The organism is Sphingomonas sp. IC081 (genome assembly GCF_006874585.1).
GTDB lineage: Bacteria > Pseudomonadota > Alphaproteobacteria > Sphingomonadales > Sphingomonadaceae > Novosphingobium.
The window spans coordinates 24,260-38,662 of the sequence record NZ_CP029763.1; the positions used below are offsets into that span (position 1 = coordinate 24,260).

A 14,403-nucleotide genomic window follows, 5' to 3' on the forward strand; every position below is an offset into this window, starting at 1 on the left:
CTACCGCCTGATCCGTACACTGCGCGATCAACTATAATCGGAGAGCCCTGACCTTGTATCTGTTCACTTTTCTCTATCCCCGCCCGCAAGGCCGTGCATTCGGCTATGAGCATCATCAGAATGTCCACATGCCGATGGGCCTTGCGCTGGTGAAAAAGCATCTGGGCGTGCAGCCCGACTTCTACTGGGTCGAGCGCATCGGCGAAAATGATCCCGCATCGCAGGAAAAATATGCCGCCATCGTGCACCTCTGCTTCGCCAAGGAGGAGGATCGCGATCGCATATTGGAGATGCCGGGCGTGGCCGAAGCGGCACAGCTACAGGCCGATTACGCCAACTATACCGACACGCCGCCGGAAATCCGGCGCAGCAGGCTGGTCATGGTAAACGATATTGCCAAGGAAACCGCTCGATTCGGCGCCGTCTGATCGCTATCGTGATCAGGAACTGGCGCGCGGCAGGGCCGCATCGTCACGCGACGACCTGTGCTAGTGTCGGCGCGATGTCGACCTGACCCAGCTTGGTCAGCGCGCGAGACCGATACGTCTTGACCGATGTAGCCTTGATGGCGAGCGACCGCGCGATTTCGCGCGGTGGCATGGCCAGCGCGGCCCGCGCCAGCACTGCCCTTTCCATGTGCGACAAGTCCGGGAACTTCTCTTGCAACTTGCCCTCGATCCGACGCAGTGCGTCATCGGTCTTGCCGGCACGGCCCTGCCGCAGCAAACTAGCGATCGCGACCGTCGCCAGGGTTGTCAGTGACGTCAGCACATGCTCGAGGTCGGTCGCGCCTTTGCGGAATAGGAAGTTCAGAACGATCGTATGACCTGGCTGGCGCTGGACGAAGCTGATTTTGTGATCGAACAGGGGGCGGTCAAAACAGATCTGGCGATATTCAGCGAAGCTGACTTCCTCCTTTCCGATGACGTGCATGAAAAAGCCGGGCGAGCCGCCCTGCTCCGTCAACGGATCCGCCCGGAAGAAGCGGCCCGTATAACCTTCGACCCGCTTATGCTGATCGTCCAGCCACGATGCGGTCACGAGTGTTTTTTGCGGACACCCGTCATGCCGTTCCCACGCGAAAATCTCCTCTACAGCCGCCACTTCGGACGCCAGGTTCAGCAGCAATTCGCCAAAGGCCTTCGTGCCGCAAGACTCGATCAACTGCGCGCATCGCGCCGGATCGATTATTCCTCGGGACAAATGGGTTGATGGCGCAGGGGCGATGGTCATTGTCGCGATTTCCACTGAGGTGGCTGACTTGATGCATTAGGCGCGGATTCATGTCGTCGTCATTTTGGATGACAAGCCACCTTTGGGTCAATATTATTTATGACTGATTGGAATTCAAATCTCTAAGAGGAATTCATGGCCAAGCCTTTTGCATCGTCTGCCGATACTGCGCCCAAAAAGGAAGTGCTGGAGGTACTGGCCGACGGCGTTTACGCTCTGACCGCCGAGGGCGATCCCAATGTCGGCGCCATCGAGGGCGAGGATTTCCTGGTCTGCTTCGAAGCGCGCGCCACGCCGGCCGCCGCCCGCGACTGGCTGGTGAGGCTGCGCGAACATACCGACAAGCCGATCAAATATCTGGTCCTAACCCATTATCACGCGGTGCGCGTGCTGGGCGCGAGTGCGTTCGAAGCCGAACATATCATCACCAGCGAAACCACCCGCAACCTGATCGAGGAGCGTGGCGAGCAGGACTGGGCGAGCGAATATGGCCGCATGCCGCGCCTGTTCAAGAACCCCGAGGAGATCCCCGGCCTGACCTGGCCGACCCAGACTTTCGAGGGCAGCTATTCGATCCCGCTGGGCGGCGATCGCGGATCGGTGGAACTGTCCTTCTGCGGCCGGGGCCACACTGCCGGCGACATCGTCGCCTGGCATGAGAAGTCCAAGACGCTGTTCGCGGGCGACCTGGTCGAGGCCGAAGCGGCGCTCTACACCGGCGACGCCTTCCACATGGAGTGGGCGGGCGCGACGCTGGACAAGGTCAAGTCTTTCCGCGCCGAAAATCTGGTTGGCGGGCGCGGCATGGTGCCGCGCGGCACCGAAGCATGCGACGCGGCCATCGAACAGACCCGCGCCTTCCTGCAAGGCATGATCGACGAGGTCGGCGCCGTGCACAAGGCGGGCGGGACGCTGAAGCAGGCGTTCGAAGCCACCCATGAGCGGCTTGCCCCCAAATTCGGCATGTGGCCGATCTTCGAACATTGCCTGCCCTTCGACGTCCAGCGCCTGTGGGATGAATTTGACGGGATCGACTGGCCGCGCATCTGGACCGAAGAGCGCGACCGGGAAGTCTGGGCCCAGCTCCAGGACTGATCGTCATGGCCACCGCACCGGAACCACAAACTCGCAATAGCGGGATCCCTGTGTGGCGCCCGCTGGAAACGCCAGCGGCACCCGCAGAGGGCAGCGTGAGGGCATAGCGTGGAAAGTACGCTAAACAACGCTAAGCGAGAACGCATGGCGAACGCTCGATGCGAACGGACGGGCGCTTAATCAGGCGGGCCGTTCGATTCCCATCCTACGCATTTCGCGATAAATGGTCGATCGGCCGATGCCGAGTTGCCGCGCTGCTTCGGTAGGCGAGATACGAGCTTCGACCAGCTTGATGGCCGCATCCACTTTGGACATGTCCAGCGGCTGACGGCCAGGCTGTTTGCCCTTAGCACGGGCGGCGGCAATACCATCTCTGGTTCGCTCAGAAATCAGCCGTCGCTCAAAATGGGCGATGGCCCCAAACACATGGAAGATGAGCTCGCCGGCAGCTGACGAAGTGTCGATCTTTTCTTCAAGGCTCAGGAGCGCGATGCCCTGACCGCGTAGCGTCTCAACCGTGGTGAGAAGTTCGGCAAGCGAGCGCCCAAGCCGATCGAGGCGGACCACCGCCAGCGTGTCACCCTTGCGGGCATAGGCGATTAGCTCAGCCAGACCGGGCCGTTCCATGCTCTTACCTGAAATGACATCGGTGAAGATTTTGATGGCGCCAGCCTTCTCCAGACGCATGGTCTGGCCCGCAACGTCCTGATCGCCGGTGCTGACGCGGGCATAGCCCAGAATATCACCCATGCCGCACGTCTCCCAAACGGTCGTTCTGTGGACGATCTGAAGGGCGATCGCTTCGCCCCATCCATATCCGTCCACATACTATGTCTCTTTACTCATGGCTGTCCATAGGCCCAGATGACCTTTTGTGGACGGGAATCGGAATGACGAAGCGTAAGCATCAACTCCTGACCGAGAGCGAACGCGATCAGATCCTCGCCATCCCGAGCGAGCGCGACCATCTAGCCCGGCTCTACACCTTCGAGCCTTCGGACATCGAGATCATCGGCGCACGACGGGAGCGACGGAACCAGTTGGGTGTCGCGCTGCAACTCGCGCTCTTGCGGCACCCGGGCATCACACTGGCGCAGTTGATACAGGACAAGGGAGCGATACCCCATGATCTCGCCGCCTTCGTCGCGGAACAACTTGGTCTACACGTAACCGACCTGGCCAACTATGCAGCGCGGGATCAGACGATGACGGACCATGCCCGCGAGCTGGCGATGCGAGCGGGCCTTCGTGGACCAACCCGCGCCGACATTCCCTTCATGATCGAAGCGGCCGCGAAAACGGCATGGGCGACCGACAAGGGGATGACGATAGCGATCGGCGTTGTCACCGCCCTTCGCGAGGCCCGGATTCTACTGCCGTCCATCTCCACCATCGAACGCGCCAGTAGTGCGGGACGCGCGCGTGCCCGCAAGCAGGCTGCCTACGCCCTGATCGCTGATCTTAGCGCCGAACAGGTCCACGCCCTCGACCAGGTCTTTGACGACGCCGGCGGCATGAGCCAACTCGCTTCGCTCAAGACCATTCCCGTTGCGGCCAGGCCCGATCACATCCGCCAGATTCTCGACCGCCTGCGGCAAGTGCGGAAGATCGGCATCTCCCCGGACGTGGCTGGCCGCATCCATGCCGACCGATTTCGGCAATATGTCAGGGAAGGCCGCGCTTCGCCTGCCTATATGATCGAGCGATATATTCCCTCCCGACGGCGCGCTACGCTGGTTGCGTTCCTGCTCGACCTCGAGGAACGACTGACCGATAACGCCTTGGAGATGGCGGACAAGCTGATCGGCAGCATCTTCACCCGCGCGAAGAACGCCCAGGCGCGCAGCTATGCCACCACGTCAAAGAATGTGGCGCGGCTGATGCTGATCTTTCGCAGGACAATCGACGCATTGACCGATGCGGTCGATACCGGCGAAGATCCAATGGAGGCCCTGGACGCATCGGTCGGGTGGAACACCCTCCTGAAGGCGAGGCCAGAAGTGGCGACAATCGCGGAAACCGCCAACCTTGATCCGCTGACGGTGGCGGCCGACCGCTATGCGACGTTGCGCAAGTTCGCCCCCGACCTGCTTGAGGCGCTCCAGTTCAGGGCCGGAAAGGGCAGTGCAAAAACGATCGCCGCCATCGAGATGCTGCGCGACCTCAACAGGTCGGGCAAACGCGATCTGCCTGCCGACGCTCCGATGCCCTTCCGCAAGGAATGGCGGAAAATCGTCGTGGGCGATGACGGCAAGATCAACCGGCGTCTCTGGGAAATCGCGACGATCGCGCATCTGCGCAACAAGCTGCGTTCCGGGGATGTCTGGGTGGAGCGATCGGCAGGATACCGCCGGTTCGACAGCTACCTGCTCAGCGAACCCCAGGCGAAGCCGATCGTGTCGGCTCTCGGTCTGCCACCCACAGCCGGCGAATGGCTCGAACAGCGGGGCCGCGAACTTGACTGGCGGCTTAAGAAATTTGCCCAGCGCCTGAAGCGCGACGCTCTGGAGGGTGTGCGATATCGCGACGACCGCCTCCAGATATCCCCCGTTCGCACGATCGCGACGCCCGACGCCGAAGCGCTGGCCGACCGGCTCGATGCCATGATGCCACGCATCCGCATCACCGAGCTACTGCATGAGGTGGCGCAGGAAACCGGCTTTCTTGCGGCGTTCACCAACCTGCGTACCGGCGAGCCGTGTCCCAATGAAAACGCGCTGCTCGCCACGATCCTCGCCGATGCGACCAATCTCGGCCTGTCGCGCATGGCGGCGGCGAGTCAGGGCGTCACGCGCGATCAGCTCCTCTGGACCCATGACGCCTATATCCGCGACGACAGCTACCGCGCGGCGCTGGCCCTCCTCATCAACGCGCACCACCGCCTGCCATTCTCACGAGTATGGGGCGACGGCACCACGTCCAGTTCCGATGGCCAGTTCTTCAGGGCCGCGAAGCGCGGCGCGTCGGGCGGCGATATCAACGCCCGCTATGGCGTCGATCATGGCTTCAGCTTCTACACCCATAATTCTGATCAGCGCGCGCCCTACCACGTCAAAGTGATCTCGGCCGCGACGCATGAGGCGCCCTATGTCCTCGACGGCCTCACCAGCCACGGCACCGATCTCAGGATCGTCGAGCATTACACCGACACCGGCGGGGCGACCGATCATGTCTTCGCCCTGTGCGCGATGCTGGGATTTCGCTTCTGCCCGCGCCTGCGCGACTTCCCCGACAGGCGGCTCGCGCCGATCGCGCCGGTCACGGCCTATCCGTCCATCACCCCGCTGTTGGGCAAGCGTATCCGCACCGACATCATCGGTGAGCAATGGGAAGACGTGCTGCGCCTCGTAGGGTCGATCAAGGCCGGCCATGTCGCGCCATCGGTCATGCTGCGAAAGCTCGCTGCCTACGAACGGCAGAACCAGCTCGATGTCGCGCTACAGGAAATCGGCAAGATCGAGCGGACGCTGTTCATGCTGGACTGGCTAGAAAATCCCGATCTGCGCCGGCGATGCCATGCCGGTCTCAACAACAGCGAGCAGCGCCATGCCCTGACGCAGGCGATCTACACATTCCGCCAGGGCCGCATCATCGACCGCAGCCACGAGGCGCAGCAATATCGGGCGTCCGGCCTCAATCTGCTCGTCGCCGCGATCGTCTATTGGAACACGATCTACATGGATGCCGCCGCCCAGCATCTACGATCAACATCGGTCGCGGTGCCTGATGATCTACTCGCCCATACGTCCCCAGTAGGTTGGGAGCATATTGCTTTCTCGGGCGATTTCCTCTGGGATCGAGCAGCCGCTTCCGCTGGCCGCAAGGCCCTCAATCTGCCGCCGGATAGCCGCGCCGCCTAAGCGTTCGCTGATTGTTCGCCCTTAGCGTTGTTTAGCGTACCATCCACGCTATGCCCTCAAGCAGAGCGTGCCGCTAGCGCATTTGGCCGACCGCCTCGTGATAGGGCGACCGCGACTGCACAAGGTCATCCGGAAGAACCTGACGCTTAGAGATGAACTCCGGGACCGCCTGTTCGAGGCACTCGGAATTGATTGCGTGCGCGCCAAGTTCTGTGTTGCTTTCCTGCACGATCACACGGTCTACGATGATCCTGACGTATTTCTGGTTTGTGAGGGCCTGAAAGGCTTCTACTGTGAGATCATTTCACGCCGCCGCGGCGAAATCCAGGTGGCCCTGCGCCCGCCCATTATCCACGAAGCCCTGGGCCGCGCCTATGAACTGCTGCTATCTCACCAGGAGCGGGTCATGGAGAACGACCGGACCCTTCAGGCCTGATATGGCGACGGTGCGAAGATCAACCTGCCATGCGTGCTGAAGCGATCGAAGCCTGGACCCAGCTTTACGCAGCCGTCGGCCTGCTTGCCGTCATCTGCGCAAGCTGTGCGGCATTGAAAATGATCCTTGAGCTCCGAGGCGGCACCGTCGTCGTCCCACATACAACGTGGAAGCAGAAGTTTCTCTGGGTTCCGCGTCTCTGGTTACGGTTCCAGCTAAGCTACTTGAGCGGGTTTCCGTGCATCATGGGCATTGCCTTGCTCTATGCGCACTACATCGGGTTCGAAACGTTCAATCCATCGTAGCGTAACAGTTCGACGCTACGGTAACCTGACGCGAGCACGGCCGTCATGGCCACATTGCCCCGAATTTCGGCATCGGTGGTTTCGACGCCCAATCGTGTAAGTCGCGCCCAATTGGTGGTGATCGCGCGCACATAGTTCCGGGTTTCCGGGATAGCTGGCACGTAACCTCGTTTCAGAGCCCGCCGTTCCGGACCTGCATTGTAAGCGGCAAGTGCAAGGTCCACTCGTCCGAAACGATCGAGTTGTTGCCGTAGGTAACGTGCTCCTGCCCTCATGTTCGCCATCGGATTAAACGGGTTGGCAAGATCCAGTTGACGGGCCGTGCCCGGCATGATCTGCATGATACCCATGGCACCGGCACTGCTGATTACCCAGGATTTATAGCCGGACTCCTGGGTGATAACTGCGTCGAGCAGGTTGGTCGGGAGGCCGAACTCGCAGGCGATGGCGGCGACCGTGTCAAAATGGAGGACCCTACGGCCTTCAACTTCGCGCGAAAGCCACCAGGTTGGGAGGTAGCGGGCACCGCCGCAGTGCTCGAATGCCCCGAGCATGAAGCCGCTCTCGAATCCAAGCGGAATACCCGGCATAGCTTGCAAGGAGACGCGGCGACCCTGCATCCAGCGAGGAATGACGAGGTTGCTTGTCGGCAGGTTGTCTAAGTTCATGCTGGCCACTGCGGAAGCCAGGGGATTTCCGCCGACGCTGTTCTGGGCGAGATGCGAACGCATGGATCGGGCGACGGCTTCGCTCGCTCCGTCAGTTCCGAACTGATCGGTTACTACCGTGCCTCCTGGGTAGGCATTTGGGAGCCTGCTCTTGAAATCGAGCACATCCGGCTCGCGGGCATAGACACTTGATGCCCAAGCAACCGCCAACGGCGCCAAAAACAAACTTTTATAATATCGCATAGCACGCCTCCATACGACGTGCTGCCTTGGTTGGACTGCGCTAGATTCCGAAAACAGATCTTACCTTTGGAGTCAACACTGTGTCATTGATGATAACGGGTGAACCGCCCCGGCTTTTCCGGAGGCATTTTCATTTGAGTCATGCGACCATATCGAGGGTTTCAACGGCTGCATAGTAGTTGGCTTCGGCTTCGGCGGGTGGGATGTGCCCGATGGGGCCGAACAGGCGGTGATTGTTGAACCAGTCGACCCAGCGCAGCATTGCCATTTCCACGGCCGATACGCCCGGCCATGAGCGCTGCCGCCAGATGACCTCAGCCTTGTACAGGCCGTTGATGGTCTCGGCCAAAGCGTTGTCATAACTGTCGCCGACACTGCCGACCGAGGACACCAGATTGGCCTCTGCCAGGCGCTGGGTGTAGTTCATGGCCAGGTATTGGGCCCCTGTCGCTATGGTGGATCAGGCCATCATCTGGACTTGGCCTGCGGGCATGGATCGCCTGCTCCAGGGCATCCAGCACGAAGCGAGGTGGTGCCGGTTTTCTGGACAGGGTGTTAAGCTACTCCCGACCTGAGGGAATGGTACGGGAATGAACTGGCCTTGGTCGGTGGATCACCTATTACAACACCCAGCGTCTGGACTTGTAACGGTTTTGTGCCGGTCACCTATCTCATTATGCCACCTTGGCTTCGAACGCGAGCGGGCTGATGCCGCCTAGATATGAATGGCGGCGACGGGTGTTGTAGAAGCCATTGATGTACTGAAAGATGGCGGCTTCTGCCTGACGCCGCGTCGGCCAGCTCTGCCGCCAGATGAGTTCCGCCTTCAGGGATTTGAAGAAGGTCTCGACGGACGCATTGTCGTAGCAATTTCCCTTGCCGCTCATTGATGGACGCAGGCCATAGGCCTGCAGCTTTTTCTGATAGTCGTAGGAGCAATATTGGCTACCGCGATCCGAATGGAAAAGGCAGCCCTCGGGAGGCTGGCGCAGGCGCACCGCCATATCCAGCGCCCTGATCGCCAGGTCTTTCTTCATCCTGTCGCTGACTGCCCAGCCTACGACGCGACGGCTATGCAGATCGAGAATGACGGCAAGGTAGAGCCAGCCTTCGGACGTCCAGATATAGGTGATGTCGCCGGCCCATTTACGGTTGGGCGCATCTGCGGCAAAATCGCCGTCCAGCCAGTTCGCTGCGACACCCAGGCGATGGTGGCTGTCAGTCGTAACCTTGTGCTTGCGCGTGCGGACTGGCTTGATCCCGTTGATCTTCATCAGCCGCCCGACCCGGCGCTCGCCAACATCGAGCCCTACCTCCTTCAACTCCATCGTCATGCGAGGACGGCCGTAGCTGCCAAGGCTCAGCCTGTACTGTTCCCGGATATGGGCCAGCACTTTCATATCTGTCCGCTCCCGCCTGCTGATCGGGCGCGAGCGCCAGGAACGATAGCCGCGTTCACTGACATCCATGACACGGCAGAGCAGTTCAACGGGCCACCGGTGCCGCCAGCTATGCACAAATGCGAACTTCACGGCCTTTGGCTCGCGAAGAACTGCGTGGCCTTCCTAAGAAACAGCCATATTAGGCTCCGCAGGCATTTCGTGCAGGATGAAGCCGAAGGCCTTGGCACGTCGCTGCAGATTTCCGATCACCCGGCTGCGGTAGCGTTCCTCATATTGTGAGGCACCGGGATCATGATACGTCATGCCGTGGCGCAGACTGTTATAGAACAGCACCGCGATTTTGCGTGCGGTTGCGGTCACTGCCTTTGCTTTTCCGGCGCGCGCCGACAGCCTTCGGTAGAAAGCGCCCAGTGCGGTGTCACTTCGACCGATGGTGGTTGCGGCCAGGCGCAGGAGTGCTGCAGCACGACTTGAGGAGCGTCGGGTTTTCGACGACAGCAACTTACCGCCCGATATCTTGTTGCCCGGTGCCAGGCACAACCAGGACGTAAAATGCTTTGAACTGGGCCATGCGGCAAGATCGGTCCCGCACTCGCCAACCAGCTTGAGCGCGAGCGACGGGCCGATTCCGTGGATCTGCGTCAGGTCCACGCCCAGCACGCGATAGAGCGCGGACCGGACCTCGAAGTCAGGCGTGTTCACCTGTCGCCTTTTGGTCCGGACTTTTGGCAGGTGGCGAACATCATATCCCTCGTCGATTTCGAGCGCCTTGAGTGCAACCTCAAGCTTTCGATCACATTCGAGAACTTTGGTTTGGTAGAAGTCGAACAGAGCCAGGGACTGGCCAAGCGCGAAGATATGCTCGTCCCGCCAGTTCCCCGACAATGCCGCAGAGATGGTCTCAATAGTCGCATGACAGCGGACGTCGCGCATTTGCGCCAGCGTGTTGGGCGAACGCTCCCCGCTCACAATGGCCCTGATGATCCGCATGCCGGTCACGCCGGTGATGTCGGAGACGACGTGATGGAGTTGCACATTCATTTCCATCAGCGCCTTCTGCATATGCTGAATATGCGAGGCGGCGTATTCGATCAGCCGCTCGCGTTGCCGCAGATAGGCACGCATGGTCGCCACGCCCGCCTCCGGGCGGAAACTCCCCCGCAGCAGCCCGTAGCTGTGCAGGCGTTGCAACCATGCAGCGTCGCTGACGTCGGTCTTGCGACCCGGTACATTCTTGGCATATCGCGCATTGACCAGGATCACCTCAAAGCCGTGTCCTTCAAGCACTTCATAGGCTGGAATCCAGTAAACACCGGTCGATTCCATCGCGACAGTCGTGACGCCATATGCCTTGAACCAGCGGGCCATATCATGGAGATCGCCGGTGAATGTACCAAACGCTCGTACCGGATTATCATCGGCGTTCGGATTGATGGCCGCCATATGCATGGTCGACCCGATGTCGATGGCAGCGGCGCGTGGATTGACCATAGACAGCGCGCCAGATTTTGAACGTTCCATTCCAAGTCCTCCTTCAAAACAGGAGGGTATGGGCGATGCTAAACGTCATCTTCCTAACCGGGATCGCCGCAAAACGGCGTCACCACTCTCAAGTACGCAAACACCCACGGGCCACGTTTTTTAACGGGGTATCATACCTCCAATAAGCCATCGGCCGCGACCCTCCCGAACGCACCATAGCACGACCCGTTTCTACCGCGCACAGGCGGGCTCAGCCGGCGACGGTTTCCTAAGAAACAGCCATATTAGGCTCCGCAGGCATTTCGTGCAGGATGAAGCCGAAGGCCTTGGCACGTCGCTGCAGATTTCCGATCACCCGGCTGCGGTAGCGTTCCTCATATTGTGAGGCACCGGGATCATGATACGTCATGCCGTGGCGCAGACTGTTATAGAACAGCACCGCGATTTTGCGTGCGGTTGCGGTCACTGCCTTTGCTTTTCCGGCGCGCGCCGACAGCCTTCGGTAGAAAGCGCCCAGTGCGGTGTCACTTCGACCGATGGTGGTTGCGGCCAGGCGCAGGAGTGCTGCAGCACGACTTGAGGAGCGTCGGGTTTTCGACGACAGCAACTTACCGCCCGATATCTTGTTGCCCGGTGCCAGGCACAACCAGGACGTAAAATGCTTTGAACTGGGCCATGCGGCAAGATCGGTCCCGCACTCGCCAACCAGCTTGAGCGCGAGCGACGGGCCGATTCCGTGGATCTGCGTCAGGTCCACGCCCAGCACGCGATAGAGCGCGGACCGGACCTCGAAGTCAGGCGTGTTCACCTGTCGCCTTTTGGTCCGGACTTTTGGCAGGTGGCGAACATCATATCCCTCGTCGATTTCGAGCGCCTTGAGTGCAACCTCAAGCTTTCGATCACATTCGAGAACTTTGGTTTGGTAGAAGTCGAACAGAGCCAGGGACTGGCCAAGCGCGAAGATATGCTCGTCCCGCCAGTTCCCCGACAATGCCGCAGAGATGGTCTCAATAGTCGCATGACAGCGGACGTCGCGCATTTGCGCCAGCGTGTTGGGCGAACGCTCCCCGCTCACAATGGCCCTGATGATCCGCATGCCGGTCACGCCGGTGATGTCGGAGACGACGTGATGGAGTTGCACATTCATTTCCATCAGCGCCTTCTGCATATGCTGAATATGCGAGGCGGCGTATTCGATCAGCCGCTCGCGTTGCCGCAGATAGGCACGCATGGTCGCCACGCCCGCCTCCGGGCGGAAACTCCCCCGCAGCAGCCCGTAGCTGTGCAGGCGTTGCAACCATGCAGCGTCGCTGACGTCGGTCTTGCGACCCGGTACATTCTTGGCATATCGCGCATTGACCAGGATCACCTCAAAGCCGTGTCCTTCAAGCACTTCATAGGCTGGAATCCAGTAAACACCGGTCGATTCCATCGCGACAGTCGTGACGCCATATGCCTTGAACCAGCGGGCCATATCATGGAGATCGCCGGTGAATGTACCAAACGCTCGTACCGGATTATCATCGGCGTTCGGATTGATGGCCGCCATATGCATGGTCGACCCGATGTCGATGGCAGCGGCGCGTGGATTGACCATAGACAGCGCGCCAGATTTTGAACGTTCCATTCCAAGTCCTCCTTCAAAACAGGAGGGTATGGGCGATGCTAAACGTCATCTTCCTAACCGGGATCGCCGCAAAACGGCGTCACCACTCTCAAGTACGCAAACACCCACGGGCCACGTTTTTTAACGGGGTATCATACCTCCAATAAGCCATCGGCCGCGACCCTCCCGAACGCACCATAGCACGACCCGTTTCTACCGCGCACAGGCGGGCTCAGCCGGCGACGGTTTTTTTAGCACTTCCCTCTCCTCCCGCAGCACACGGTTCTCAAGGCGAAGGCGTTCATTCTCACGCGCCAGATCTGCCTGCGGCGCTGAAACCAGATCACTGGGCCGATACTGCGATACCCACTTGCCCAGCGTCGACTTCCCTATCCCCAAATCCGATGCAACCCGATCGCGCGGCAACCCGCTGGTCAGCGCGATCCGTACCGCCTCTTGCTTGAACTCTTCTGTATGCTTGATCATCTCGTCGGTCTCCTGTTGCGAGCTCTAATCGCTCAGGTGACCGGCGCAAAACCGTTACAAGTCCAGTCCGCACTCGGGCCTGTCCGGGAGAACCCCTATCGAGGCCTATCGGCGGATCGGGCCATCAGATCATGGGGGGCGTGAACGACAACCGGGATTAGCTTAACTCAGCCGCCAAACTGTCCAAGAAGGCGGGACCTCATTTATCGCCTTCTCGGGCCTTGCCGCCCCAGTAGGGAGCGATTATACAGCGCGGTTAGATTCTGGTCCGACCAATGTTCATGCCTTCCGAGCCGATGCTTCCGCCATGCCAAAGTCAATGGTGGCGCCAAGCTTCGCAGTCTTGAACAAGATCGAATTGGCATTCGACTCTTTGCCGTCGTGGTTGGATTCGCAGGATTCATTGACTAAAGACACAATGGGTCACAGTTGCCTTGGGTAGGTGGTGATGAATGGTAATCAATCAACTCGATTAGGGGGGGCAGGCAAGCTCTGGAGCGGCCATAGTCTGCCGCTGGCCAACTGCTCCAAGCTACGCAGTGACGACATTGATGTTGTGCGAACACACATGAGCAGTATGGTTTGCCCGCACAAACTGGATATTGACGGGGACAAGCCGCCGATCGCCTTTTGCCACAATTACGCAAAGCTGCGATCGCTGTCGTTTAGTGCAACAGATTACGGCAATCCCTACGGTAAGGTCACGATAGCAATACCACCATTGCTGGATTTTTTTGTCGTGCAAATTGTCTTGGCCGGCGAAGCGCGGATAAGCCAGGGCGAGGATAGTTACGTTGTCCGTGCTGGCGAACTGAATGTGATAGGCAGCGAAAAGCCATTCATCCAAGTGTTTGAGAGTGGCTTCCGAAATTTTTCGATGAAGGTTCCTCGGGCGAAACTGGATGAGCTTCTGATCGAGGAACTCGGTCTTGCGCCGGGCGATCTGCGGTTCTCCCATCGTCCAATGTCTCTTGATGGGGGAGCAAATTCGTTTGCCCAGATGAGTCTTGCGATCTGTAACGATATCGACCAGAACTATCGCGGTTTCTGCCATCCGCGCACTATCGGTACGGCCGAAGATATGCTCCAGCGGCTTCTCCTTGCCAGCGTGCCACACAACCATTCCAAGCTCTATGACGTCGCTGCTCGGCCCCCGGCGCCATTCCATGTTCGCCGGGTGGAGGACTACATACACGCTCGCGCGGATCAGCCGATTAGCCTCAGTGACCTCATCGCAGTCTCGGGGGTATGCGGTCGCACACTCCATAGCGCGTTCCGGCGCTTCCGCGATACGACGCCCATGAATTACCTAAAGGCCCACCGGCTTGAGCGTGCCCGGGCCGCACTCAGTAAGGGCCTGGATGGTTCAACGTCCGTAACAGCGGTGGCGCTGGACTCCGGTTTCACACATATGGGGCGGTTCGCTGCGGATTATTTCGCGCGATATGGTGAACCACCATCGGTGACGCTGCGACGCTCGCGCTAGGCACATTGGGCCCTCGTTGCAGATTCCGGAGCGGATCCTTAACCGGCCCGCGAAACCTGAGCGGTCGCGCCTGCTTTTGCGCCACGCCCTTTGAGAACCG

General features: G+C 59.9%; 11 protein-coding genes and 3 pseudogenes. 6 read left to right on the plus strand and 8 right to left on the minus strand.

Translation table 11 applies throughout. The features are described 5' to 3' along the window. Positions 1-53: 53 nt before the first annotated feature. Entirely contained in the window at positions 54-428 is a 375-nt protein-coding gene (locus tag DM450_RS22750) for an EthD family reductase (RefSeq protein WP_185928863.1), read from the plus strand. Between the two features lie 43 nt (positions 429-471). On the opposite strand, the gene DM450_RS22755 is transcribed toward DM450_RS22750, so the two are convergent. Next, entirely contained in the window at positions 472-1,233 is a 762-nt protein-coding gene (locus DM450_RS22755) for a LuxR C-terminal-related transcriptional regulator (RefSeq protein WP_142639547.1), read from the minus strand. A 135-nt stretch (positions 1,234-1,368) separates the two neighbouring features. On the opposite strand from DM450_RS22755, the gene DM450_RS22760 reads away from it, so the two are divergent. Next, positions 1,369-2,328: an MBL fold metallo-hydrolase gene (locus DM450_RS22760; RefSeq protein WP_142639549.1), complete on the plus strand. Its 960-nt coding sequence runs from the start codon at positions 1,369-1,371 to the stop codon at positions 2,326-2,328. 180 nt (positions 2,329-2,508) lie between these two features. Here the strand turns inward: DM450_RS22760 and DM450_RS22765 are convergent, their stop codons facing one another. After that, entirely contained in the window at positions 2,509-3,078 is a 570-nt protein-coding gene (locus DM450_RS22765; RefSeq protein ID WP_011607925.1) for a recombinase family protein, read from the minus strand. 140 nt (positions 3,079-3,218) lie between these two features. Here DM450_RS22765 and DM450_RS22770 point away from each other — a divergent pair, with 140 nt between their 5' ends. The 3 genes from DM450_RS22770 (at position 3,219) to DM450_RS22780 (ending at position 6,929) form a co-directional block, all read left to right on the plus strand. Next, positions 3,219-6,188: a Tn3 family transposase gene (locus tag DM450_RS22770; protein ID WP_015449292.1), complete on the plus strand. Its 2,970-nt coding sequence runs from the start codon at positions 3,219-3,221 to the stop codon at positions 6,186-6,188. Positions 6,189-6,270: 82 nt separating this feature from the next. Then, positions 6,271-6,624, plus strand: a complete 354-nt coding sequence (locus DM450_RS22775; protein ID WP_142639551.1) for a hypothetical protein — start codon at positions 6,271-6,273, stop codon at positions 6,622-6,624. Positions 6,625-6,653: 29 nt separating this feature from the next. Beyond that, positions 6,654-6,929, plus strand: coding sequence for a hypothetical protein (locus DM450_RS22780; RefSeq protein WP_142639553.1), 276 nt, complete (start codon positions 6,654-6,656; stop codon positions 6,927-6,929). On the opposite strand, the gene DM450_RS22785 is transcribed toward DM450_RS22780, so the two are convergent. The 6 genes and pseudogenes from DM450_RS22785 to DM450_RS22810 form a co-directional block, all read right to left on the minus strand. Continuing rightward, positions 6,896-7,840: a lytic transglycosylase domain-containing protein gene (locus DM450_RS22785; protein ID WP_260610687.1), complete on the minus strand. Its 945-nt coding sequence runs from the start codon at positions 7,838-7,840 to the stop codon at positions 6,896-6,898. The genes DM450_RS22780 and DM450_RS22785 overlap by 34 nt on opposite strands. A gap of 139 nt (positions 7,841-7,979) precedes the next feature. Continuing rightward, positions 7,980-8,364, minus strand: a pseudogene (locus tag DM450_RS22790) (integrase core domain-containing protein); the annotation flags it as partial. 150 nt (positions 8,365-8,514) lie between these two features. After that, a pseudogene (locus DM450_RS22795) lies at positions 8,515-9,405 on the minus strand (IS3 family transposase); the annotation flags it as partial. Further along, positions 9,406-10,764 (minus strand): IS110 family transposase, encoded by a 1,359-nt coding sequence (locus tag DM450_RS22800; protein ID WP_142639555.1) that lies wholly within the window; start codon positions 10,762-10,764, stop codon positions 9,406-9,408. A gap of 229 nt (positions 10,765-10,993) precedes the next feature. After that, a complete protein-coding gene (locus tag DM450_RS22805) occupies positions 10,994-12,352 on the minus strand; it encodes an IS110 family transposase (RefSeq protein ID WP_142639555.1) in 1,359 nt (452 codons plus the stop codon). Between the two features lie 219 nt (positions 12,353-12,571). Continuing rightward, positions 12,572-12,817 (minus strand): annotated as a pseudogene (locus DM450_RS22810) (transposase); the annotation flags it as partial. Between the two features lie 448 nt (positions 12,818-13,265). Here DM450_RS22810 and DM450_RS22815 point away from each other — a divergent pair. After that, the gene (locus DM450_RS22815; protein WP_142639557.1) at positions 13,266-14,303 is read left to right on the plus strand and encodes an AraC family transcriptional regulator; all 1,038 of its coding nucleotides are present in this window, start codon (positions 13,266-13,268) and stop codon (positions 14,301-14,303) included. The last annotated feature ends 100 nt before the right edge of the window (positions 14,304-14,403 follow it).

What these genes read in the sequence shown, in the direction of transcription:
- DM450_RS22755 (WP_142639547.1), bottom strand. Translation starts at nt 1,233, where the DNA reads ATGACCATCGCCCCTGCGCCATCAACCCATTTGTCCCGAGGAATAATC.
- DM450_RS22760 (WP_142639549.1), top strand. Translation starts at nt 1,369, where the DNA reads ATGGCCAAGCCTTTTGCATCGTCTGCCGATACTGCGCCCAAAAAGGAA.
- DM450_RS22765 (WP_011607925.1), bottom strand. Translation starts at nt 3,078, where the DNA reads ATGGGTGATATTCTGGGCTATGCCCGCGTCAGCACCGGCGATCAGGAC.
- DM450_RS22770 (WP_015449292.1), top strand. Translation starts at nt 3,219, where the DNA reads ATGACGAAGCGTAAGCATCAACTCCTGACCGAGAGCGAACGCGATCAG.
- DM450_RS22780 (WP_142639553.1), top strand. Translation starts at nt 6,654, where the DNA reads ATGCGTGCTGAAGCGATCGAAGCCTGGACCCAGCTTTACGCAGCCGTC.
- DM450_RS22785 (WP_260610687.1), bottom strand. Translation starts at nt 7,840, where the DNA reads ATGCGATATTATAAAAGTTTGTTTTTGGCGCCGTTGGCGGTTGCTTGG.
- DM450_RS22800 (WP_142639555.1), bottom strand. Translation starts at nt 10,764, where the DNA reads ATGGAACGTTCAAAATCTGGCGCGCTGTCTATGGTCAATCCACGCGCC.
- DM450_RS22805 (WP_142639555.1), bottom strand. Translation starts at nt 12,352, where the DNA reads ATGGAACGTTCAAAATCTGGCGCGCTGTCTATGGTCAATCCACGCGCC.
- DM450_RS22815 (WP_142639557.1), top strand. Translation starts at nt 13,266, where the DNA reads ATGAATGGTAATCAATCAACTCGATTAGGGGGGGCAGGCAAGCTCTGG.